Source organism: Arthrobacter sp. LjRoot78 (assembly GCF_964254335.1).
Lineage (GTDB): Bacteria > Actinomycetota > Actinomycetes > Actinomycetales > Micrococcaceae > Arthrobacter.
Genome location: NZ_CAXUTG020000001.1, coordinates 2902780 through 2923520, shown reverse-complemented (window position 1 = coordinate 2923520; position 20741 = coordinate 2902780). Strand labels below are relative to the sequence as shown.

The following is a 20741-nucleotide window of genomic DNA, read 5'->3' as shown; positions in this document are numbered from 1 at the left end:
CAGATCGAAGATATGACTTGGTCGACACGTCTTGGCCCCTTAGTTTTAAGTTGTACTGCCTCAGTCGGGGGCGGCAGTCGTATTGGGGAACTCATGGATGCTGTTCGAATTGTGGAGGACGAGGTCCGCGAACTGATCCGGCGCCGCGGCCTTGACCCGCTTCGGCAGGCCGGCGAGGTCAGGCGCCTGGTCGAAGCGGCGGTCAGCGACTATGACGAGCGTGCGCTCATGGGACCGCTTCCGCCGATCGGCCCCTTGGACACCGCCCGTCGGCAGGTTTACGACGCCGTTGCAGGTTTCGGCGCGTTGCAGCCCCTGCTGGATGACCCCGCCATCGAAGAAATTTGGATCAACGAACCGAGCGAAATTTACGTGGCGCGGAACGGCGAATCTGAACTCACGTCCCTTAGTCTCTCGGACCAGCAGGTACGGGACCTTGTGGAACGTATGCTGAAAAGCTCAGGCCGCCGCCTCGATATGTCCTCGCCGTTCGTGGATGCCGCCCTCCCGGACGGATCCCGGCTACACGTTGTTATCCCGGATGTCACGAGGCGCCACTGGGCGGTCAACATCCGAAAGTTTGTGGTCAAGGCAAGCCGGCTCGACCACCTCGTGGAGCTGGGCACCCTTACTCCCCAGTCGGCCCGGTTCCTGGGTGCCGCAGTAGCCAGCGGGCTCAACATACTGGTGTCGGGGGCTACGCAAGCCGGGAAAACCACCATGCTGAACTGCCTGGCTGCCAGCATTGGGGCACGTGAGCGAGTCATCACGGTCGAGGAAATCTTTGAACTGCAGTTTCCCTTGCGTGATGTTGTCGGATTGCAGTGCCGGCAGCCGAACCTTGAGGGGGAAGGAGAGATCCCGCTGCGAAGGCTTGTCAAGGAAGCGCTGAGGATGCGGCCGGACCGCCTGGTTGTTGGCGAAGTCCGCGAGGCGGAAAGCCTGGATATGCTCATCGCGCTCAACTCCGGCTTGCCCGGCATGTGTACTGTGCATGCGAACTCCGCGCACGACGCCGTTACCAAGCTGTGCACCCTTCCGCTGCTGGCCGGTGACAACATCTCCAGTGCGTTCGTAGTGCCGACGGTCGCCTCCTGCATTGATCTGGTGGTCCACTGCAGCCGCCATGCGAGCGGCCGCCGCCAGGTGACGGAGATCCTCTCCCTTGGCAGGCGGGTTGAGAATGGCATCATCGAGTCGTCGATGGTTTTCTCGATGGTCGACGGCCAGCTGCAGCCTAGGGCCAACTCCATGCCCGCCGTCGAGAAGTTCGCCGCTGCGGGATTCGACGTTGCGGCACTGCTGGAGGTCCGCTGATGGCCCCCGTGCTGGGCGTGGTTCTCGGTGCAGGTCTGTTCCTCATCTGGTGGTCGGCATGGGAACAGCCCCAGTCCGTCAAACGCCCTGCCCGCTCCAGTCGGCTCCGGGACCTGCTGCGGGCAGCGGGAATCGAAAACGTCTCCGGGCTGGGTTTGGTAGCTACGTGTCTTGGCCTCGGGGCATTCGTCAGTCTGGTGTTCTTCGCCGTGACCAGGTCCTGGCCCATCTCTGCCTGCTTCGGCCTGTTTGGCGGCTGGCTCCCGATGGCAGTTGTCAGGTGGCGCGCCCGTAAGCGCACGGCGACACTGCGTCAGCTCTGGCCGGACGTTGTTGACCACCTTCGTTCCGCAATCAGGGCAGGGTTGTCCCTGCCGGAGGCGCTGATCCAACTGGGTGACAAGGGTCCCGAGGAACTGCGGCACGTTTTTCGTGATTTTGGATCCGACTACCGCGCCGGCGGCCAGTTCGATCCGGCCCTCAACAGGCTCAAAGAACGGCTTGCTGATCCCGTCGCGGATCGGATTGTCGAAGCCCTGAGGCTCACGCGCGAAGTGGGCGGCTCCGACCTGGGCCGGCTGTTGGGAACCCTGGGCGAATTCCTACGGGAAAGCGCACGGACCAGAAGCGAGCTCGAAGCCCGGCAGTCCTGGACGGTGAATGCGGCCCGGCTTGCAGTGGCTGCTCCGTGGATTGTCATGGTCCTGCTGGCCACCAGACCCGAAGCGGTCGCCGCCTACAACACGGCGATGGGGGCTGCGGTGCTCCTCGGCGGGCTGGTCGTGTCCGCCATCTGCTACGCCGTCATGCTGCGCATCGGGGCCCTTCCCGAGGACGAGCGGGTGCTCAGATGACGTCGCCCGCGGCCGCTGCCGTGATCTACGGTCTCCTGCTCGGAGCCGGACTCTGGCTTCTGGTTGTACGGCTGCCATTCATGCGGCCCATGAGCTTTACGGAGCGCATTGAACCGCAACTCAAGTCCCAGAACCTGGAGTCCAGGCTGCTCATGGCCCCGGCGGACAACCTCACGCCCTTCGGTCCCCTCGAACGCATCCTGCGCCCGATGCTGAAAGACGCGCACTCGTTCCTCACCCGGTTCAACCTGGGGTCCTCGGCGTTGACCCGCAGGCTGGCGCAGGCAGGAATCCGCAAGTCTGTCGTCGACTTCAGGGCAGAGCAGCTGCTGTGGGCTGTCCTGGCGTTCGTCGTTGCCACGGGCCTGGTGCTAGTCGGAGTGGCCGCAGGACAGTTCAATCCGTTCCTCGCTGTTGTGGCCGTCCTCGGCGGCGCCCTTGGCGGATTCCTGTTCAGGGACTACTGGCTTGGCGCTCAGATCAGCAGGCGGGAAAAGCGGATGATGGCCGAGTTCCCGAGCCTCGCCGAGCTGATGGCACTTGCCGTCAGCGCTGGCGAAAGTGCCTCGGGCGCCCTGGACAGGGTCTGCAGGACATCGCATGGCGAACTCGCCGGCGAATTTGAGCTGGTCCTTGGGGAAACCCGGGCCGGAAAACCGCTGGTCGAAGCGTTGCAGCGGTTCTCGGCACGGACCGACCTGGGGCCTTTGGTGCGATTCGTTGACGGGATCATCGTGGCAGTGGAGCGGGGGACACCCCTTGCTGATGTCCTCAGGGCCCAGGCGCAGGATGTTCGCGACACCGCCAAACGTGAGCTGATGGAATCGGCCGGAAAGAAGGAGATCGCCATGATGGTCCCGCTGGTTTTTGGCATACTCCCGTTGACGGTCATCTTTGCCGTGTTTCCCGGCCTCGCCGCCATCAGCCTCGGACTATGACTGAATCAAGATCGCCCGGATCGCCGGACAAGAACTCCAGCCCGAACCCACAGAATGGAATCTCGATGAAACACCTAGGAATCCGCGCCCTGGCCCTCATCCACCCCATCGTCCTGCTGCTCCGGACAGCGGCAGCGTTCGTCGAGAACAGCAGCCGTGGGCCTGCCGGGAGCGCGGACCATCCGGAACGAGGGGACGTACCGGGCTGGGTAATGATCACCTTGATGTCGGCAGTGCTCGTGGCTGCACTGCTGGCCCTGGCCGGACCTGCCCTCGAAGGGTTGTTCAACCAGGCCATGAACAAGGTCGGAAACTAGCAGATGACCCCGGCGTTCGCGGCGGCGGACGATCCGGCTTGCCGGACATCGGAGAACCCTGCTGAGCGCGATGCTACGTCCCTGCGGGAACGTGGCTCCGCCGTTGTGGACTTCGTTCTGGTCGGCGGGCTTCTCACGATGTTCTTCCTGGCAATCATCCAGCTGACGCTGGTGCTGCATGTCCGCAACACCCTGATCGACGCTGCGGCTTCGGGGGCCAGATACGGCACGCTCGCCGACCGGAACGCGGCCGACGCGAGGGACCGCACCAGTGAGCTCATCGGAATGGCGCTCAACGCGGACTTCGCCAAAGACGTGACCACCTCGGAGGTCAACTATCAGGGAATCCGCGCCCTCGAAGTCACGGTCCGGGCGCCGTTGCCGGTGATCGGGCTGATCGGTCCCCGGGAGGCTCTGGAGGTGAGAGGCCATGCTGCCATCCAGCCGTAGGACCGCGGCCAGGCTGTTCCTGGCCGGGAGCGGGGAAGCCTTGCCCGGGAGCGGGGAAGCCACCTCTGACGAGCGCGGGAGCGCCGTCGTCGAATTCACGTTCCTCGCCCTTCTCCTGATGGTGCCCCTCGTGTATTTCATCATTACCGTGGGGCAGATCCAGGGCGGCGCCTTCGCTGTCGTCGGCGCGGCCGACCAGGCCGCCAAGGTGTATGTTGCCCAGCCCGACGCAGAAAGCGGCCGTCTTGCAGCCGAGCAGGCCGTCATGCTTGCCCTGGCGGACTACGGACACACGGCGGACAACGCGAGCATGGACGCGAGCTGCCAGTCCTCGGACTGCCTCGCCCCGGGCTCGGCCGTCACCATCACCGTCCACCTCACTGTGCCGCTGCCTTTTGTACCGTTCAGCGACTCGATGCAGCTCAATGCAAGTCGGTTGGACGCCTCCGCCACGCAGATTGTGGGGCGATTCCGATAGCGTCCCAACGCCGTGACACTGAACCAAGCCGGGAAGGCGGGCAGATGATGGTCCTGATCATCGGCTACGTGCTCCTGGCGCTCCTGGTAAGCACCGCAGTCATGGCGGCCTCTTCGCTCTACCTTGAACACAAGAAGCTGCTGTCCGCGGCAGACGGGGCATCGGTGGCAGCGGCCGACAGCTACACGCTGGGCCAGGTCGAGACGGGCGGCGGCAGCCCGTCCGCGGTCCTCAACGGCGGACGGGTGCGCAGCGTCGCCGCAGACTACCTAAGCCGGAACGGCGCCTTTGCCAGGTTCGACGGCCTAGCCGTCGCGCCGGACACCGGGAGCCCCGACGGTTCTACCGCCGTCGTTGTGCTGAGCGCTGAGGTGCATCCTCCAATCGTGAACTTCCTCATTCCGGACGGGATCAGGATTGAGGCCACCTCCACAGCGCGCTCCCGACTGGTCCGGTAGCGCCGCAGAGCCGGTGCCGGACGGCTAGGAACCATAGCGTAGGCTTTAACAACCATGGCTCAAATAGATTTTTCCGCAGAAATCCGCGCTTTGCGCGCCACCTACACCTCCATCGAAAACGTCTCGAATGTTGAGGAGCTGAAGGAAGACATCGCTGAACTGAGCGAGCGCGCAGGCGAGCCCAACCTCTGGGACGACCCGGCGGCTGCACAGAAGATCACCTCCAGGCTCTCCCACCGGCAGAGCGAGCTCGAACGGCTCAACAAGCTCGTTTCCCGGATTGACGACCTGGAGGTCCTGGTCGAACTCGGCCAGGACGAGGACGACGCCGATTCCATGGGCGAGGCGGCCGCCGAGCTCGAGTCCATCCGGAAGTCCCTGAAGGACCTTGAAGTGGTGACGCTGCTGTCCGGCGAGTTCGACGAACGCGAAGCAGTGGTCACCATCCGTGCCGGCGCCGGCGGCGTGGATGCCGCGGATTTCGCCGAAATGCTGCTCAGGATGTACCTGCGCTGGGCGGAACGCCACGGCTACCCGACCACCATTATGGACACCTCCTACGCCGAGGAAGCCGGGCTCAAGTCCGCCACCTTCGAGGTCAACGCACCCTATGCTTACGGCACGCTCAGCGTGGAAGCCGGTACCCACCGCCTGGTCCGGATCAGCCCCTTCGACAACCAGGGCCGCCGCCAGACGTCGTTCGCGGCCGTGGAAGTGATTCCGCTGATCGAGCAGACGGACTCCATCGAGATCCCGGACAACGAAATCCGCGTGGATGTCTTCCGTTCCTCCGGCCCCGGCGGCCAGTCCGTCAACACCACGGACTCGGCGGTGCGCCTGACGCACATCCCCACCGGCACCGTGGTCTCGATGCAGAACGAGAAGTCCCAGTTGCAGAACCGTGCGGCGGCCCTCCGCGTGCTGCAGTCCCGGCTCCTGCTGCTCAAGAAGGAGCAGGAAGACGCGGAAAAGAAGGCCTTCGCCGGCGACGTCAAGGCCTCATGGGGCGACCAGATGCGCTCCTACGTCCTGAACCCCTACCAGATGGTCAAGGACCTCCGGACCGAGCACGAAGTGGGCAACACCTCCGCAGTGTTCGACGGCGAAATCGACGACTTCATCGACGCCGGCATCCGCTGGCGGACAGATAACCGCAACGCCGCCAACTAGGGTCGGGACCGGCGGGGGTGCTCCATTCGGTGGCTGAAATCCTGCGACACGCCAGGTAACTCCAGCTTTTCTGCAGGTGCCGGTGTGTATAGTCGAGGAGCCGGAGCTCTACTTCCCCCAAAAGAAAGCCCGTGCACCGGCTGCAGTACGGGGCTCCATAAGCCATGTCCTGCAGGGTTCTTAGGGCAATGATCCGTTTCGAGAATGTCACCAAGGTCTACGACCAGAAAGCCCGGCCTGCGCTGGACTCTGTCAACCTTGAAATTGACCGTGGTGAGTTTGCGTTCCTTGTGGGCGCCTCCGGTTCCGGCAAATCAACCTTCCTCCGACTGGTGCTTAAGGAAGACCGGGCCACGTCCGGCGCCGTGTATGTCGCCGGCCAGAATGTGGCGAACATTTCAAGCTGGCGTGTTCCGCGGCTGCGCCGCGGGATCGGCGTCGTATTCCAGGACTTCCGGCTCCTTCCGCAAAAAAACGTCTTCGCGAACGTCGCCTTCGCCATGCAGGTCATCGGCAAGAGCCGCAGCATCATCCGGGACACTGTTCCCGAAGTACTCAAGACGGTGGGCCTGGAAGGCAAGGAGCACCGCATGCCGCACGAGCTCTCCGGCGGTGAACAGCAGCGTGTGGCGATCGCCCGTGCCGTGGTCAACCGCCCGGGGATCCTCCTGGCGGATGAGCCCACCGGAAACCTTGACCCCACGACGTCGATGGGAATTATGGGCGTCCTGGACAAGATCAACCAGAACGGCACCACAGTGGTTATGGCAACGCACGACGACGACATCGTCAATGAGATGCGCAAACGTGTGGTGGAACTAAGGAACGGTATCGTCATCCGCGACGAAGCACGGGCACTGTACACGTCGATGATGCCGGTTGTGGGGCAGTCCCGCCGTTTCAAAGACGCCAGCGGACGCCCGGACGGGTCTGCAGCGGACCCGGGTGACGGGCCAGTTTCCTCCCAGCCGGGGGAGGAACTGTGAGGCTGGCTTTCATCCTCAGCGAGATCGGCAGCGGCCTGAGGCGCAACCTGTCCATGGTGGTCTCGGTCATCCTGGTCACCTTCGTGTCGCTGACCTTCGTCGGCGCCGCCGGCATGCTGCAGCTCCAGATCAACCAGATGAAGGGCTACTGGTACGACAAGGTCCAGGTGGCAATCTTCCTCTGCGGTGACGGCTCGACGGCGGCTGGCTGCGCCACCGGGACGGCCACGCCGGAGCAGCAGGAAAACCTGCGCACCCTGCTGGAATCACCCGCCGTGGCCCAGTACATCAACGACTTCCAGTTTGAGTCCAAGGACGACGCCTACAAGCACTTCAAGGAGCAGTTCTCCAACTCACCGATCGTTGACTCGGTGACACCCGACCAGCTGCCTGCCTCCTTCCGGATCAACATGAAGGATCCGGAGAAATACCAGATCATCAGTGAGACCTTCTCCTCGCAGCCCGGCGTTGAGACGGTCATCGACCAACGCCAGGTCCTGGAACGGCTCTTCTCGGTGATGAACGCGGCTTCCCTGGTCGCCGTCATCATCGCCGGCGTGATGATCGTCTGCGCCATCCTGCTCATCGCCACCACCATCCGGCTGTCCGCCTTCAGCAGGCGCCGGGAGACCGGAATCATGCGGCTGGTGGGCGCCTCCAAGACCGTGATTCAGCTGCCGTTCATCCTCGAAGGCGTCATCGCCGCCGTGATCGGAGCGGCGCTGGCCTCGGGCACGCTCTGGGCCGTGGCCCATTTCTTCCTCGGCGAATACATGTCAAAGCAGTATCCGGACACGGCGTTCATCTCGCCGGCGCAAACCCTGATCCTGGCTCCGGCACTGCTCGGCCTGGGCGCAACTTTGGCTGGAATTTCGTCTCTCTTGACCTTACGTAGATATTTGCGGGTCTAGGCTGTGCATACCAACGAAGGAATGACCATGACAGATCTGGACCGCAAGGCCCGCCGGCGCCGGACCGCGGGACGGGGAAGCCGCATCATCAGCGCTGCCCTCGCACTGCTCCTGGCCGCGAGCCTGGGCGCCTCCACCCCTGTGGCCTTCGCGGACGAATTGGAAGACAAGCAGGCGGCGCTGGAAGCCGAGGCAGCCCGGGTGCAGCAGTCCCTCGAGTTTGTGGATGCCAAGATTGCCAAGGCAGCCGGCGACCTGGTGATCTACCAGGGCCAGCTCCCGGCCGCACAGCAGGCATTGCTCGAAGCCCAGGGCCGGGTTGCGAGTGCCGTCAAGGAAGTCGAGGCACTGGCTGCGCGGGTGGATCTGGCGCAGCAGAACAAGGCCAAGATCACGCAGCAGCTCGAGACCGACAAGAAGAAGATCGCCGACACCAAGAAACTCATCGGTCAGATCGCCACCCAGGCCTACAAGTCCGGCGGGGTTCCCTCGAACCTCACGCTCTTCTTTGGCTCCAAGGGCGGCGGCAGCCTGACGGACACCATGGACCTGGCAGACCAGGCCATGCGGAGCCAGAACTCCGCCATGGACAAGCTCTCCCAGCAGAACGCAACGAACGTCAATTCGGAGGCGCGGCTGCAGGCGGTTGAGGCGGAGATCAAGGACCTCAAGGCCAAGGCGGATGCCGCGCTGGCCCGGGAAAAGGCCGCCCGGGATGAAGCCGCCGCCAAGAAGGAGCAGGTGGACAAGCTGATCGCTGACACCACCCGCATCAACAACGAACTCCAGGCGGCAAAGCCGGGCATCCAAAGCCAACTCTCCAAGGTACAGGCAGCCCAGGATGCCGTGGCTGCGGAAATCGTCGAACGTGACCGGAAGCTGCGCGAAGCGTGGGAGGCCGAACAGCGCCGCATCGCCGAGGCCGCCGCCGCAGCGGCCAGGGCAGCCGGCCAGGCAGCCCAGCCCTACGTTCCGCAGGTCGGGCCGCCTTCGGCCTTCGGCCTGCGGCACCCATTCTCGGCCGACGTCCCCATCACCTCAGGTTTCGGCTGGCGTGCGACGCCGCCCGGCACGGTCGACTTCTACGGCTCCGGCGGATACATGCACACCGGCATCGACTTTGGTGCCAGCTGCGGGACCCCGGTCTACGCCCCGGCGGCCGGCACGATCGTATCCGCGGGGTGGAGCAACGACGGCGGCGGCAACAACGTGAAGATCTCGCATGGCGTTGTCCAAGGCAACTCGCTGACCACTATTTACTACCACAACAGCAGCGTGGTCGTTTCGTTGGGCCAGCAGGTCAGCCAGGGGCAGCTCATCGCCTATTCGGGAACAACGGGTAACTCAACCGGCTGCCATTCACACTTCGAGACGTGGCTCAACGGCCAGGCCGTCGATCCGATGATCCTGCTCTGACAGGCAGGCCCTGCGGCTGCCGTAGAATTAAATAGCCCCCGAGCCTCAACGGTCGGGGCAACCATCCAGACCAAGAGCTGAGGAGTTCCACCGTGCCGAAAGAAAGTGGCCGTAAGGTAGTGGCCACCAACCGGAAGGCCCGGCATGACTACCACGTCCTCGACACCTACGAGGCGGGCATTGCCCTGATGGGGACAGAAGTGAAGTCCCTTCGCGAGGGCCACGCCTCCATGGTTGACGGGTTCTGCACGTTCTACAACGACGAGCTGTGGATGGAGGGAATCCATATCCCCGAATACAACCAGGGGAGTTGGACGAACCACTCCGCCCGGAGACGGCGCAAACTGTTGTTGCACCGCGAGGAACTAACCAAGATCTCGCACAAGGTCCGCGAATCAGGCTTCACCATCGTGCCGCTCCAGCTCTACTTCCTGGACGGCAAAGCGAAAGTGGAGATCGGCGTCGCCCGCGGTAAGAAGGAATACGACAAGCGGCAGACGCTCCGCGAGCAGCAGGACAAGCGCGAAGCGCTGCGCGTCATGCGCGAAAAGAACCGCAGCTGAACCTGGCCGCGGAGCGGCTGCGAACGTCGGGGAATGATTCCGGGCGGCAGTGCGTTATGATAGGTAGTCCGGGAAGGAACGGCGTGGATTCCGCAAAGAATCCGCAAGGAACCTGACCGGTTTGGTAACAAAATACGGGGATGATCGGTTTCGACGATGTTAGTCGCGACAGGTGAAGCGGGCCGAGGATGCAGAATTATCTCGTAAACGCTGTCTGCAAAACAATAAGTGCCAAACAAACGCGCACTGACTTCGCTCTCGCTGCCTAAGCAGTAAGACAGTCCGTCAGCCCGGGATTGCTATCGTCCCGGATCCTGGCGTCATTAAGATAGCCACTGCTGTTTACCTTCGTCATTGGGGTGAACGGGACTCTTAAATGACTGGGCCCGGATCAGCTACTCGTTTGCAGGATAGCTGGGGCCGAGAAAATCCGACGCAAACTGCGCCCGGAGAAGCCCTGACAACACGACATCGGACGGGGGTTCAATTCCCCCCATCTCCACCATCGGGACGGCGGCAACGCGGTCCCACCCCGTGCAAAAGGCCGGAAGCGAAAGCTTCCGGCCTTTTGTTTTCGGCACCGATCTGGCATTCTCCAGCGGCCGTCCGCGGCCCCGGGTCAGCGCTTCTTGATGTGCGCGACGGGGTCCACGTGGGTGTCCAGCTCATGCTTGGACTTCTTTTCGGCCCTCTTTTGCTTGATGGACTTGTCCGACTTCTTGGTAACCTGCCGGTGCGGCGATTTGTCAGGCATGTCGCCCTCCCTAACGTCGGGGCCCTCGAATAGGCCCCGTGCTTGTAAGGTACGCCTGTTTTGTCCCGAATGTAACTGGTCAGGAACCCGGCACTTCAACGTCGACGATGCCGACGAACCGGCTCCCGATGCCCTCGTATTCACTACGGACCAGACCCGGCAGGACCGGGGGCAGGTCCGACGCCGCGTGATGGACGCAGCAGACATACGTGAACGGCGGCCACCATTTCTTGGGCCGGGCGGCTTCCGAGAAACCGCAGACCGCGCAGGTCAGCTGGACCCAGACCGGCCGCTTGCCGGTCCGGTTTGCCTTGGACTGGACGAGCCAGGCCGGGGGATTGTCCAGGAGTTCGGACAGTTCGGCGTCCGACAGCCTGGCGGGGATACCGTGACGGTGTGCCATTTCCAGCGGGATGTCGAGGATTTGAGCTGCTTCACGTCGCGTAACCATCGTTTAACGATACGGGATGCGGGGCCGCTCCTCGTTCACGACGGCGGGACTCCGGCGCAGAGGCCGGGTCTCCACACGCTGTCGGCCGGCAAGCCTCAGCCAGAGATGGCAATTCCCGCGGCGGCGGCGCTGAGCCCGGCCACGAGGTTGACCGTGACGTTCAGGGCAGCTGCAACGTACCGCACCTCACTGACCAGCCGGATGGTGGCAGTGGTCCAGGAACTGAAGGTTGTCAGCCCGCCGGCCAGCCCGGTGGCGATCGCCGCATGCCATTCCCCGCCGAGCCCCAGCCTGCCGGTAACGCCCAGGGAAAGGCCGATGATCAGCGACCCGATGACATTGACCACCAGGGTAGCCCAGGGCCAGTGCCGGCGGTCGCCAGCGCGGTGCGCGAAGTACGTGTCGACGGAGAACCTGAGCAGGCCTCCTGCAACGCCGAAAATTCCTACCAGCAGCGCTGTCATGATCCACCTGTCCGGTCGCTCAGGGCCTTGCCTGCTTTCCAGCCCGCGGCGGCCGCACCGAGACCCAGAACCAGCGAGAGGCCGAGATAGATCAGCCAGGTCACGTGCTGCCCGGAACGGGCCTCCTGGTTAACGGAAAAGACCACGGCGGAGAAAGTTGTGAACGAGCCCAGCAGCCCGGGCCCAATCCCCGCCCGCAGCCAGAACGCTGTCCTGGGGCGTGCCATCCACACCGTGGTGAGCGCGGCAAGGACAAAGCTTCCGCAAACGTTGATGGCCAAGGTGGTCCACGGGATCGCGCCAGGGGGTTCGGGCAGGAGGACGCCCAGACCGTAGCGGAGTTCCGTCCCCACGAGAGCCCCGAGGGCGACTGCCGTCCAGGCACGCCAGCCGGCGCTTCTGAGGGCCTTCATTCAGGCGGCACGCATTCAGGCGTCCGCCAGCCGGCATCCGGCGTGGCGTGAATCGCTGTATACCCACAGCGCTGACGACACCTCATCGGCGAGGTCGAATTCGCGGCCGGCTCCGGCAGCGCCGATCCGGACCACCAGTGCGCCGCCGAAGGGTTTCCGGCCAAGCACTTCGATGTCGGCATCGAGATCGATCTCCTGCGCGGAAAGATAGCGCAGGAGTTCGGGGTTGTCGTCGCTGATCCGGGTGATCCGGCCTGTGTGGCCGTCGTCGAGTTCGCTCATCCGATGGGCGTGCGGCATATGGACCGTGCCGTCCGCTGCCGGGATGGGGTCACCGTGCGGGTCGCGCAGGGGATCGCCGAGCTTGCGGGCCATCCGCTCGATGAAGGTATCCGACACTGCGTGTTCCAGGAGTTCGGCTTCGTCGTGGACTTCATCCCAGCTGTAGCCGAGTTCCTGGACGAGGTAGGTCTCAATCAGGCGGTGACGCCGGACCATCGAGAGCGCGAGGCGGATTCCGTCCGCCGTGAGCGTGATGGCGCTGTACGGCTTGTGGTCAACCAGGCCCTGGTCCTTGAGTTTGCGGACCATCTCCGAGACCGAGGAGTTTGCGACGCCAAGCCGCTGGGCCAGCTGCGAGGACGTGATGGGCTTGTCCTGCCACTCCGTAAAGGAGTAGATGACCTTGACGTAGTCCTCGATGGAGGAGGAGGGCGCGCTGGTCTTCACGAGTCCAAGCCTACCGCTTTGGCTGCGGCACTCATGCTTTGAACGCCCGCCAGGTCTGGGTGAGGTAGGGAAGTCCGATGGTGTCCGCCGGGGAATGGCCCAGGTGCTCGTGGAGGTACCAGTCCAGGTTGTGGCGGACCTTTGCGCGCGTACTTTCGCCGGCCGCGAGGTAATAGCTGCGGGACTTTGCCAGTTCGACGATGTCTCCGGTGGTCACTGAGTCTTCCCAGCGTGTCAGGTGGCTCTCAAGCCCGGCAAACTCCGGCCCGATTGCGGGACGGAAGTCCGGCTTGTGCACGTCCCCTGCATGCATGATCCGGGACAAGCGGTGGACCCACGGGACGGACGTATCCAGCTGATTCCACACCAGTCCCAGCACGCCGGCAGGGCGGAGGATGCGGGACAGTTCGGTGCTTGCCAGGAGGGGATCGCACCAGTGCCAGGCCTGGGCAACAACGACGACGTCGAACGCCGCGTCCGGGAGTCCGGTTGCCTCCGCTGTGCCCTCCGTCGCTGGAACTCCCGGCAGGACGAGGCGCAGTTGGGCGAGCATGTCCGGTGAAGGATCCACCGCGGAGACTGCCAGCCCGCGTTGCACCAGCAATGCGGTGTACTTGCCCGTCCCCGCCCCAATGTCAGCGGCGTCGGACACTCCGGCGATCCCGCCGACGCTTTCGATCAGCCAGTCCGCAGAGTCGCCAGGGTAGCTTGGGCGGACCCGGTCGTAGTGTTCACCGCCGTCCTGGAAGCTTTGGCCGAGCTCGTGCCGGCGCTGGTGGTGCAGTTTGGGGCCTCCCCGTGCCACGTGCAATCTCCTTCGGGCAGGCTGGAATTCTTACCCCTCGAATTTACCGCACAGACCGTGTCCCCAGTCCTCGGGCCTCAGGCCCAACGCTCAGTCGTCGGTGCAGGGCGCCGCGCCGGCGGTGCCGGGGGTATTGGGCGCCCATTCCGGGTAGCTGCGGGTGTCGTTGGCCGGCACCCAGCGGCCCGCGTCCACAACGTAGTCCCAGCCCAGGCCCGTGCGGCGGAGTTCCTCAATGCCAGCGAGCAGGCGCTGGGCGTCCTCCAGCCGGGATCCGACGCCGAAGCTTGCGCGGAGCGAGCCCGAGGGCAGTCCCAGCCGCTTGAGCAGCGGGTGGGCGCAGAAGCGGCCGTCCCGCAGGCCCACGCCGTGTTCGGCGGAGAGGTAGGCCGCAACAAGGCCCGCGTCGTAGCCGGCGACGGAGAAGTTGACCACCCCGATCGTGTCATTGGTGTCGCTGAAGATCTGGTGCACCGTGACGCCGTCGATCCTCTGCAGCCCCTCCACGAGGAAGGACCGGATGGCGGTCTCGTGGGCGTGCCACAGCTCCTGGTCCAGAGCGCCGATGACCTGCGTGGCGCGGGCAAGGGTGGCGGCGCCGAGCACGTTGGGCGAGCCGCCCTCATGCCGTGCCGGTCCCGTGGCCCAGCTGACGGAATCCAGCCGGGCCTCGCGGACCGCTCCGCCGCCTGCCAGGTGGGGGGTCCCGGCGTCGAGCCAGTCCGGCCGGCCCACGAGGACGCCGGAGCCGAAGGGTGCATACAGCTTGTGACCCGAGAAGGCGAGGTAGTCGACGTCGTCCGCTGCGATGTCGATGCGGCGGTGCGGGGCCAGTTGCGCCGCGTCCACCACAATCCTTGCGCCGTGTTCGTGCGCCAAAGCGGCCAGTTCACGGATCGGAAGGATTTCGCCGGTGACATTGGAGGCGCCGGTGACGGCCAGCAGGCTGATGTCACCCTGCCGGAGTTCAGTGCGCAGGCTCTCCAGGGTTGCCTTCAGGGTGGACGCGGCAACCACGCTGCGGTGCGGCACGCCCTGCCAGGGGAGCAGGTTGGCGTGGTGCTCGATGTCCAGGTAGAGCACTTCACCGGTGTGGCGGCCGTCCGCCACCGGCAGGCAGCCCGCCAGCAGGTTCAGGGAGTCGGTGGTGTTCCTGGTGAAAATGACGGAATCGTCCGGCCTGCCGCCCACGAAGCCGCGGACGATATTCCGCGCGTTTTCGTACACGGACGTGCTGATCTGCGAAGCGTAGCCCGCGCCTCGGTGCACGCTGGCGTAGTACGGCAGGATTTCGTTGAGGTAGGCCGAGACGACGGACAGTGCCGGTGCCGACGCGCCGTAGTCCAGGTTCGCGTAGCGGACGTGGCCGCCCTGGATCAGCGGAGCCTGGATCTCCGCGCCGGTGACGGCCGAGAGGGGGCGCCGGGCGACGCTGAACCGTTCATCCAGACGGGCTGGGGCGGGGGCGGTTCCGGAGTTTGCGGGGAACGTGGCAGTAGTCATGGGGACCTCACTGTAAAGGGACCCCTCACTCCGGGGATCCGCGCTTGCCGGGTCCGTTCCGGACCGGCCTGGTCGTCACCCGGGGCACCCCACCGCGAATGGAGGGTTGCCGGCCAGCAAACCGGGGTTTAGCGCTGGCACTCGTGACCTGTTTCGAGATTAGGACATTGACAGCGCCGCGGGAAAGTTGCGGCAATTATTAAGCACTTTGTTACGCGAGGCAGAAGAATGGCGTTGCGGCCGAACAAAGGACGGCGGACGCACCCTTGGGAGGGGCGTCCGCCGTCGTTTATTCGGCACTGCGTTCATTCGGCGCTGCGTTGATCTGCCGCCCTCGCGCCTAGCGACCGGGGGGTGCGCTGCGCGTCAGAGGAGGTCGTCGAGGTCCGGGTTCAGGCGCTTGAGGACCTCCGAATGGAGGATCGAGTTGGTGGCGAGGGCATTCCCGCCGAAGGGGCCGTCCACTCCCTCCAGCGAAGTGAAGCGGCCTCCGGCTTCGGTGACAATGGGCACCAGGGCGGCCATGTCGTAGAGGTTCAGTTCCGGCTCGCAGGCGATGTCCACGGACCCTTCGGCCACCATGCAATAAGACCAGAAGTCGCCGTAGGCCCGGGTCCGCCAGACGTCCTCCGTGAGGCCCAGGAATTCATCCAGGTTGCCGCGTTCCTTCCAGCCGCTAAGGCTCGAGTAGGAGAGGGAGGCGTCCGAGAGCTTGGACACGTTCGAAACCTTCAGCCGGGTGGCTGCCGCAAGCGACCGTCCCATGTAGGCGCCAGCCCCTTTAGCGGCCCACCAGCGCTTTCCCAGCGCCGGTGCGCTGACCAGGCCGACCACCGGCTCGCCCTCATCCACGAGGGCGATCAGGGTGGCCCACACCGGCACGCCGCGCACGAAGTTCTTGGTGCCGTCGATCGGATCGATGATCCAGCGGCGGGAACCGTGCCCGGAGCTGCCGAATTCTTCGCCGAGGACGGCATCCCGCGGGCGGGAACGGGACAGCTGGCCGCGGATGGACTCTTCAGCTGATTTGTCAGCATCCGTGACCGGGGTCAGGTCCGGTTTGGTTTCAATCTGAAGGTCCAGCGCCTTGAAGCGGCTCATGGTCTGGGAGTCGACAGAGTCAGCCAGTACATGGGCGAGGCGCAGGTCGTCGTTGTAGCTCGAAGCGGGTTGGGTCATGGTTCCAAACTACCGTCTCTGTGGCCGGCCGGGCGGGATGTCAGGTCCCTGGCCCCTCCGCCTGCTACGAAACGATGCCGAGTTCCTTCGCTTCCTGAGCTTCCATCCGGGGATCGGTGCCGAGCAACCGCCGCAGGGACGCAAGACGCGCCGCGCCGGACGGCCCTGCGTGTCCTTCGGCCACCCAGGCGTCCACGCCGCAGTTGACGGCGGATGCATCATGCTTGCAGCCGCGTTCGCAGGCATCCGTGCCGGGTTCGAGGTCGGGGAACGAACGCAGGATCCGGTCCGGATCGACGTGGGCAAGGCCGAATGACCGGATACCCGGGGTGTCAATAATCCAGCTTCCGGCGGGCGCGTCACTGATCCGCAGGGCAAGTGCCGACGACGACGTGTGCCGTCCCCGCCCGGTGACGGCGTTGACTCCTCCGGTGGCCCGCTCAGCGCCGGTCAGGGCATTGACCATGGTGGACTTCCCCACGCCCGAATGCCCAAGCATGACGGTGACCTTGCCGTCGAGGTGTGAACGGAGCTGCGAGACGGCGTCGCTGTCGAGGCGCGCGGACAGCCCGTCGTCCGAGCGGGCATCGATGCCGGAGGCGGCGGCGTCGGCGGTCCGGCTGATGATGACCGGGAAATCAAGGTGCCGGTAGTTGGACAGGAGCTCGGTGGGATCCTTGACATCCGCCTTGGTGACCAGCAGCAGCGGCTCGATGCCGGCGTCGTATGCCGCCACCAGGGCGCGGTCGATAAATCCTGTGCGGGGTTCCGGATTGGCGGCGGCGACCACCACCACGAGCTGGTCCGCATTCGCCACGACCGCCCGCTCAATCGGATCCGTGTCGTCGGCGCTGCGCCGCAAAAGGGTGCGCCGGTCCTGGATCTTCACGAGCCGGGCAAGGGTGTCGGGCTCTCCGGAAACATCACCCACCAGGGACACGAAGTCCCCGGCCACTACCGGCGAACGACGCAGCTCGCGTGCCCGCGCGGCGACCACGATGCGCTCGTTGCCGCTGTCTTCGCCCACCACCGCCGTGTAGCGCCCGCGGTCCACCGTGATGATCCGGCCGGTCACGGCGTCGTCATGGCTGGGCCGGTCCTTGGTCCGTGGACGCGTACCTTTCTTGTTGGGACGGACCCGGATATCGGACTCGTCCCATGTACCGGTGCTACGCCCCACTGGCCTGTTCCGTCTGCCGGCCCGGCTGTGGTGCCAGCATAGCTTCCCACAGCTGCGGGAAGTCGGGCATTGTCTTGGACGTGGTGCCGATGTCTTCAACCTCGACGCCGGGAACGGCGAGGCCGAGGATGGCCCCGGCGGTGGCCATCCGGTGGTCGGCGTAGCTGTGAACTGTTCCGCCGTGGAGCTTTGCAGGCCGGATTATCAGGCCGTCGGCGGTTTCCTCAGCGTCCCCGCCCAGGCGGTTGATTTCCGTGACGAGTGCGGCAAGCCTGTCGGTCTCGTGGCCGCGGAGGTGCGCTATGCCGGTCAGCCGCGACGGGGTTGTTGCCAACGCACACAACGCTGCCACGGTCGGTGCCAGTTCGCTGGTGTCGGCGAAGTCTGCGCCCTTGATTTCCGGTCCGCCCGTAACGGTGAGTGTCCCGTCGGTCAGCGTGACCGTGGCGCCCATGGCAGCCAGGATGCTGCGCCACAGGTCACCGACCTGCGTTGTGGGCGCGGGCCAGTTGGGGATGCGGACGGTACCGCCGGTTGCCAGCGCCGCTGCGAGGAAGGGGCCCGCGTTGGACAGATCCTGTTCAATGCGGCGGTCGAAGGCCCGGATCGAGCCCGGCGCCACCACCCAGTGGTTGGGGACGGAATCGTCGACCGACACGCCGACTTCGCGCAGTACGGCCACGGTCATATTGATGTGGTCGAGGCTTGGGACCGGCTTGCCCACGTGCTCAAGGTGCAGGCCCTCGGTGAAACGCGCTCCCACAAGGAGCAGCGCCGACACAAACTGCGATGAGGCGCTTGCATCAATCACCAGGTGTCCGCCGCGCACTTCGCCAGTGCCGGCCACCGCGAAGGGAAGCGAGGACGGCCGGGTTCCGTCGGCGGCCCGGACATCGACGCCGAGGGCTGCCAGCGCCTCGATGATGGTGCCCATCGGCCGCTTGCGGGCGTGCGGGTCGCCGTCGAAGACTGTGGCGCCGCTGCGGAGGGCAGCCACAGGGGGAACGAAGCGCATCACAGTACCCGCGAGCCCGCAGTCGATGGCGGCATCCGCCGCCGTCGCATCCGGGGCGAGGGGAGTGATTTCAAGGTCGGGCCCGAATGAGCCGTCCCCCGGGACTTCCCGGATTCCGGCCCCCAATTGGCGGAGTGCCTGGATCATTAGGGCCGAATCGCGGGAGTGCAGGGGTGCACGGAGGCGGGACGGCCCGTCGGCCAGGGCAGCAAGGACCAGGTACCTGTTGGTGAGGGACTTCGAACCGGGGACGGTGACTGTGGCGTCGACCGGCGCTTCGGCGAACGGCGCGGGCCAGGTGTCGTCCGCAACCGGCGCGGACGGTACTGGGGCGGGGGCAGTGCCTGTCATTCGTGCCTATGCTTTCACGGCGTGGTCCACGGCCTTGCGGACTGCTTTTTCGGCCTTATTGAGATTCTTGCTGGTGGTCTTCCGGGCGTCTGCAGCCAGGTGGCTGGCACCCTTGCGGGCGTCGGCGGCCAGATGCTCGGCCCGCCAGGCCAGGCTCGGCTTGCCCGCGGTGTCCACGGACGCAAGCAGTACGCCGCCGGTGAGCGTGACGTTCTTCAGGAGCTGGGTCCGCCGCGCGTCCCGGCCTTCCTTGGTGGTGATGTCGGCGCTGCGCCACTCGACGAAGGCGTTCAGCGCTGAAATGACGGCGAGTACGGAGGCTGCGAGCCTGGCCGACTTGCCCAGGGCGAACAGCACGCCAGCGCCCACCTGGGTGCCTCCAATGACGCGTGCCAGTACTTTTTCGTTGGTGGCGAACGGGAGGGAATCCGCTGCCCGGCGCAACAGCGGCGACAGCTGCGTCGCAGTGTCATCCGCGTTCTTTAGCTTGTCCAGGCCGGCGAGAATGAAACTGGAGGCCAGCATGGGCCGGGCGAGAATGCGGACTAACGACATGAATTTCCTCCTGGGTGGACGAGCCGCGGAACATCTGCGGGGGAACCGGTTCTAGTCTTGCACTTTTGCGGAATATTTGCCCGCCGGCAGTGGTTATGGAAAGCAGGTCCCGATGAGTCACGGGCTGTGCTTGGCCACGGCCTAAGGCGCTTGCGGACGCCGGGCGGCTGAACGCTGAATGCGTTCGCACGGGCGCCTCCAAGAAGGACGCCGACACAAGGACACAGAGCGGAGATGAAGCTTTGACATTGGTTAGGGACAGCGCGGAACTCCTTGCGCCGCTGGAGTTCTCGGGGCGTGATGAGCCTGGCGGGCACCCGCCGGTAGGCCCGGGACGTGTCACAGTAGACTTAAGGGCAATGAGCACCATTGATCCGGCCGTTGCGGCCATATACGAGGCTGCCGGTAACGAGGCCAAAACCAACAGCAGGCATCCGGCGGACGCCGGGGCCAGCGCGGACGCTGCAGCCAGCACGGACACCGGGGTGAGCCCGGACGTCGGGACAAGCCCGGACGGCGGGCGGTCCGCGGAGGCGGAGGTCGACGTCGTGTCCGAGACCCCCGAGCAGCGCAGGCTGCGGTTTGAACGCGACGCCATGCAGTATGTCGACCAGCTGTATTCGGCCGCCATGAGGATGGCACGGAATCCCGCCGACGCTGAGGACCTGGTGCAGGAGGCCTACACCAAGGCTTTCTCGGCGTTCCATCAGTACAAACCGGGAACCAACCTCAAGGCGTGGCTCTACCGGATCCTCACAAACACGTACATCAACCTCTACCGCAAGAGGCAGCGAGAGCCGCTGCAGTCGAACTCGGACACCATTGAGGACTGGCAGTTGGCGCGGGCGGAGTCGCACACTTCATCCGGCCTGCGTTCTGCCGAAGCGGAAGCGCTGGACCACCTTCCGGATTCCGATGTGAAGCGGGCGCTGCAGGCGATTCCGGAGGAATTCCGCCTCGCTGTGTACTTTGCCGACGTGGAGGGGTTCGCGTACAAGGAAATCTCAGACATCATGAACACCCCCATCGGCACTGTGATGTCCCGGCTTCACCGCGGCCGCAAGATGCTGCGCGACATGCTTGCGGACTACGCCGCAGAGCGGGGTTTCAAAGCCGCAACCGATTCCGGTGCCGCGGCCGAAAGCACAACACAGGAGAACAGGAAATGAGCGACTGCCAGGGACTGGGCGATTGCGACGACGCCCGGATGCAACGTATTTACGAATATCTGGACGGTGCGTTGACGCACAGCGACATCGCGGAGATCAAGGATCACCTGGACGGTTGCCCGGAGTGCCTTGAAGAGTACGATCTCGAGTGCGTCATCCGCAAGGTGGTCAAGCGCTCCTGTACGGAAGCCGCCCCGGAGAACCTGAAGAACGCCATCCTGGACCGGATCCATTCGATCCGTCCTGTCGAGGCCTAGCTCCGCCCGAAGCCCGGCCGGACGGCCGCTGATCCCGGTTTCACGGCATTAACGGCGA

Annotated in this window: 25 protein-coding genes, 1 other RNA gene and 1 riboswitch; of the genes, 15 read left to right on the top strand and 11 right to left on the bottom strand. The window is 64.9% G+C overall.

All coding sequences use genetic code 11. From position 1 onward, the window contains the following. Nucleotides 1-93 precede the first annotated feature (93 nt). The 13 genes from ACSQ1X_RS13630 to ssrA all read left to right on the top strand — a co-directional run bounded on the left by ACSQ1X_RS13630 (nucleotide 94) and on the right by ssrA (nucleotide 10363). Nucleotides 94-1317 (top strand): CpaF family protein, encoded by a 1224-nt coding sequence (locus tag ACSQ1X_RS13630; RefSeq protein WP_436058033.1) that lies wholly within the window; start codon nucleotides 94-96, stop codon nucleotides 1315-1317. Then, entirely contained in the window at nucleotides 1317-2171 is an 855-nt protein-coding gene (locus ACSQ1X_RS13625; protein WP_436058032.1) for a type II secretion system F family protein, read from the top strand. Before ACSQ1X_RS13630 ends, ACSQ1X_RS13625 begins: the two co-directional genes overlap by 1 nt. Next, nucleotides 2168-3109 carry a type II secretion system F family protein gene (locus tag ACSQ1X_RS13620; RefSeq protein ID WP_436058031.1) on the top strand — a complete coding sequence of 314 codons (942 nt, stop codon included), beginning with the start codon at nucleotides 2168-2170 and terminating at the stop codon, nucleotides 3107-3109. Before ACSQ1X_RS13625 ends, ACSQ1X_RS13620 begins: the two co-directional genes overlap by 4 nt. 65 nt (nucleotides 3110-3174) lie before the next feature. After that, nucleotides 3175-3426, top strand: coding sequence for a hypothetical protein (locus tag ACSQ1X_RS13615; protein ID WP_436058030.1), 252 nt, complete (start codon nucleotides 3175-3177; stop codon nucleotides 3424-3426). A 138-nt stretch (nucleotides 3427-3564) separates the two neighbouring features. Continuing rightward, a complete protein-coding gene (locus ACSQ1X_RS13610) occupies nucleotides 3565-3876 on the top strand; it encodes a TadE family protein (RefSeq protein WP_436059339.1) in 312 nt (103 codons plus the stop codon). Further along, a complete protein-coding gene (locus ACSQ1X_RS13605; protein ID WP_436058029.1) occupies nucleotides 3857-4354 on the top strand; it encodes a hypothetical protein in 498 nt (165 codons plus the stop codon). Before ACSQ1X_RS13610 ends, ACSQ1X_RS13605 begins: the two co-directional genes overlap by 20 nt. A 44-nt stretch (nucleotides 4355-4398) precedes the next feature. Continuing rightward, on the top strand, nucleotides 4399-4812 hold the full coding sequence (locus ACSQ1X_RS13600) for a pilus assembly protein TadG-related protein (RefSeq protein ID WP_436058028.1): 414 nt from the start codon (nucleotides 4399-4401) through the stop codon (nucleotides 4810-4812). A gap of 54 nt (nucleotides 4813-4866) precedes the next feature. Then, a complete protein-coding gene (prfB, locus tag ACSQ1X_RS13595) occupies nucleotides 4867-5982 on the top strand; it encodes a peptide chain release factor 2 (protein ID WP_055796362.1) in 1116 nt (371 codons plus the stop codon). 188 nt (nucleotides 5983-6170) lie between these two features. Further along, on the top strand, nucleotides 6171-6968 hold the full coding sequence (gene ftsE / locus ACSQ1X_RS13590; protein WP_055796358.1) for a cell division ATP-binding protein FtsE: 798 nt from the start codon (nucleotides 6171-6173) through the stop codon (nucleotides 6966-6968). Further along, the gene (gene ftsX / locus ACSQ1X_RS13585) at nucleotides 6965-7879 is read left to right on the top strand and encodes a permease-like cell division protein FtsX (RefSeq protein ID WP_028270151.1); all 915 of its coding nucleotides are present in this window, start codon (nucleotides 6965-6967) and stop codon (nucleotides 7877-7879) included. Before ftsE ends, ftsX begins: the two co-directional genes overlap by 4 nt. Nucleotides 7880-7906: 27 nt before the next feature. Next, a complete protein-coding gene (locus ACSQ1X_RS13580; RefSeq protein WP_055796355.1) occupies nucleotides 7907-9295 on the top strand; it encodes a M23 family metallopeptidase in 1389 nt (462 codons plus the stop codon). A gap of 92 nt (nucleotides 9296-9387) precedes the next feature. Beyond that, nucleotides 9388-9858, top strand: a complete 471-nt coding sequence (gene smpB / locus ACSQ1X_RS13575; protein WP_028270149.1) for an SsrA-binding protein SmpB — start codon at nucleotides 9388-9390, stop codon at nucleotides 9856-9858. A gap of 136 nt (nucleotides 9859-9994) precedes the next feature. After that, nucleotides 9995-10363: a transfer-messenger RNA gene (gene ssrA, locus ACSQ1X_RS13570) on the top strand. A 114-nt stretch (nucleotides 10364-10477) separates the two neighbouring features. On the opposite strand, the gene ACSQ1X_RS13565 is transcribed toward ssrA, so the two are convergent. From ACSQ1X_RS13565 to ACSQ1X_RS13515, 11 genes are all read right to left on the bottom strand, one after another. Then, on the bottom strand, nucleotides 10478-10612 hold the full coding sequence (locus ACSQ1X_RS13565) for a hypothetical protein (RefSeq protein ID WP_268760395.1): 135 nt from the start codon (nucleotides 10610-10612) through the stop codon (nucleotides 10478-10480). Between the two features lie 79 nt (nucleotides 10613-10691). Beyond that, a complete protein-coding gene (locus ACSQ1X_RS13560; protein WP_028270148.1) occupies nucleotides 10692-11063 on the bottom strand; it encodes a hypothetical protein in 372 nt (123 codons plus the stop codon). A 95-nt stretch (nucleotides 11064-11158) separates the two neighbouring features. After that, a complete protein-coding gene (locus ACSQ1X_RS13555; protein ID WP_436058027.1) occupies nucleotides 11159-11527 on the bottom strand; it encodes a fluoride efflux transporter FluC in 369 nt (122 codons plus the stop codon). After that, nucleotides 11524-11940 (bottom strand): fluoride efflux transporter FluC, encoded by a 417-nt coding sequence (locus ACSQ1X_RS13550; RefSeq protein WP_055796344.1) that lies wholly within the window; start codon nucleotides 11938-11940, stop codon nucleotides 11524-11526. Before ACSQ1X_RS13550 ends, ACSQ1X_RS13555 begins: the two co-directional genes overlap by 4 nt. 15 nt (nucleotides 11941-11955) lie before the next feature. After that, nucleotides 11956-12669 (bottom strand): metal-dependent transcriptional regulator, encoded by a 714-nt coding sequence (locus ACSQ1X_RS13545; RefSeq protein WP_055796341.1) that lies wholly within the window; start codon nucleotides 12667-12669, stop codon nucleotides 11956-11958. 31 nt (nucleotides 12670-12700) lie between these two features. Continuing rightward, the gene (locus ACSQ1X_RS13540) at nucleotides 12701-13474 is read right to left on the bottom strand and encodes a class I SAM-dependent methyltransferase (protein ID WP_436058026.1); all 774 of its coding nucleotides are present in this window, start codon (nucleotides 13472-13474) and stop codon (nucleotides 12701-12703) included. 90 nt (nucleotides 13475-13564) lie between these two features. Continuing rightward, nucleotides 13565-14977 carry an aminotransferase class V-fold PLP-dependent enzyme gene (locus tag ACSQ1X_RS13535; RefSeq protein WP_436058025.1) on the bottom strand — a complete coding sequence of 471 codons (1413 nt, stop codon included), beginning with the start codon at nucleotides 14975-14977 and terminating at the stop codon, nucleotides 13565-13567. 35 nt (nucleotides 14978-15012) lie between these two features. Next, a riboswitch (SAM riboswitch) is annotated at nucleotides 15013-15126 on the bottom strand. 217 nt (nucleotides 15127-15343) lie between these two features. After that, on the bottom strand, nucleotides 15344-16156 hold the full coding sequence (hisN, locus tag ACSQ1X_RS13530; protein WP_436058024.1) for a histidinol-phosphatase: 813 nt from the start codon (nucleotides 16154-16156) through the stop codon (nucleotides 15344-15346). Nucleotides 16157-16220: 64 nt separating this feature from the next. Then, complete coding sequence (rsgA, locus tag ACSQ1X_RS13525) at nucleotides 16221-17336, bottom strand: ribosome small subunit-dependent GTPase A (RefSeq protein ID WP_436058023.1); 1116 nt, start codon at nucleotides 17334-17336, stop codon at nucleotides 16221-16223. Then, on the bottom strand, nucleotides 17326-18702 hold the full coding sequence (gene aroA, locus ACSQ1X_RS13520) for a 3-phosphoshikimate 1-carboxyvinyltransferase (protein ID WP_436058022.1): 1377 nt from the start codon (nucleotides 18700-18702) through the stop codon (nucleotides 17326-17328). The genes rsgA and aroA overlap by 11 nt, the downstream gene beginning before the upstream one ends. Nucleotides 18703-18708: 6 nt before the next feature. Then, entirely contained in the window at nucleotides 18709-19257 is a 549-nt protein-coding gene (locus ACSQ1X_RS13515) for a DoxX family protein (protein WP_436058021.1), read from the bottom strand. Between the two features lie 359 nt (nucleotides 19258-19616). Between ACSQ1X_RS13515 and ACSQ1X_RS13510 the strand changes: the two genes are divergently transcribed. Together ACSQ1X_RS13510 and rsrA are read left to right on the top strand one after the other, a co-directional pair. After that, on the top strand, nucleotides 19617-20426 hold the full coding sequence (locus tag ACSQ1X_RS13510; RefSeq protein WP_436058020.1) for a sigma-70 family RNA polymerase sigma factor: 810 nt from the start codon (nucleotides 19617-19619) through the stop codon (nucleotides 20424-20426). After that, nucleotides 20423-20683 (top strand): mycothiol system anti-sigma-R factor, encoded by a 261-nt coding sequence (gene rsrA, locus ACSQ1X_RS13505; protein WP_028270137.1) that lies wholly within the window; start codon nucleotides 20423-20425, stop codon nucleotides 20681-20683. Before ACSQ1X_RS13510 ends, rsrA begins: the two co-directional genes overlap by 4 nt. Nucleotides 20684-20741 lie beyond the last annotated feature (58 nt).

Bases quoted from the DNA above. Each gene is read 5' to 3' on its own strand.
- ACSQ1X_RS13630 (WP_436058033.1), top strand. From the start codon at position 94: ATGGATGCTGTTCGAATTGTGGAGGACGAGGTCCGCGAACTGATCCGG.
- ACSQ1X_RS13625 (WP_436058032.1), top strand. From the start codon at position 1,317: ATGGCCCCCGTGCTGGGCGTGGTTCTCGGTGCAGGTCTGTTCCTCATC.
- ACSQ1X_RS13620 (WP_436058031.1), top strand. From the start codon at position 2,168: ATGACGTCGCCCGCGGCCGCTGCCGTGATCTACGGTCTCCTGCTCGGA.
- ACSQ1X_RS13615 (WP_436058030.1), top strand. From the start codon at position 3,175: ATGAAACACCTAGGAATCCGCGCCCTGGCCCTCATCCACCCCATCGTC.
- ACSQ1X_RS13610 (WP_436059339.1), top strand. From the start codon at position 3,565: ATGTTCTTCCTGGCAATCATCCAGCTGACGCTGGTGCTGCATGTCCGC.
- ACSQ1X_RS13605 (WP_436058029.1), top strand. From the start codon at position 3,857: ATGCTGCCATCCAGCCGTAGGACCGCGGCCAGGCTGTTCCTGGCCGGG.
- ACSQ1X_RS13600 (WP_436058028.1), top strand. From the start codon at position 4,399: ATGATGGTCCTGATCATCGGCTACGTGCTCCTGGCGCTCCTGGTAAGC.
- prfB (WP_055796362.1), top strand. From the start codon at position 4,867: ATGGCTCAAATAGATTTTTCCGCAGAAATCCGCGCTTTGCGCGCCACC.
- ftsE (WP_055796358.1), top strand. From the start codon at position 6,171: ATGATCCGTTTCGAGAATGTCACCAAGGTCTACGACCAGAAAGCCCGG.
- ACSQ1X_RS13580 (WP_055796355.1), top strand. From the start codon at position 7,907: ATGACAGATCTGGACCGCAAGGCCCGCCGGCGCCGGACCGCGGGACGG.
- ACSQ1X_RS13565 (WP_268760395.1), bottom strand. From the start codon at position 10,612: ATGCCTGACAAATCGCCGCACCGGCAGGTTACCAAGAAGTCGGACAAG.
- ACSQ1X_RS13560 (WP_028270148.1), bottom strand. From the start codon at position 11,063: ATGGTTACGCGACGTGAAGCAGCTCAAATCCTCGACATCCCGCTGGAA.
- ACSQ1X_RS13555 (WP_436058027.1), bottom strand. From the start codon at position 11,527: ATGACAGCGCTGCTGGTAGGAATTTTCGGCGTTGCAGGAGGCCTGCTC.
- ACSQ1X_RS13550 (WP_055796344.1), bottom strand. From the start codon at position 11,940: ATGAAGGCCCTCAGAAGCGCCGGCTGGCGTGCCTGGACGGCAGTCGCC.
- ACSQ1X_RS13535 (WP_436058025.1), bottom strand. From the start codon at position 14,977: ATGACTACTGCCACGTTCCCCGCAAACTCCGGAACCGCCCCCGCCCCA.
- hisN (WP_436058024.1), bottom strand. From the start codon at position 16,156: ATGACCCAACCCGCTTCGAGCTACAACGACGACCTGCGCCTCGCCCAT.
- aroA (WP_436058022.1), bottom strand. From the start codon at position 18,702: ATGACAGGCACTGCCCCCGCCCCAGTACCGTCCGCGCCGGTTGCGGAC.
- ACSQ1X_RS13515 (WP_436058021.1), bottom strand. From the start codon at position 19,257: ATGTCGTTAGTCCGCATTCTCGCCCGGCCCATGCTGGCCTCCAGTTTC.
- ACSQ1X_RS13510 (WP_436058020.1), top strand. From the start codon at position 19,617: ATGAGCACCATTGATCCGGCCGTTGCGGCCATATACGAGGCTGCCGGT.
- rsrA (WP_028270137.1), top strand. From the start codon at position 20,423: ATGAGCGACTGCCAGGGACTGGGCGATTGCGACGACGCCCGGATGCAA.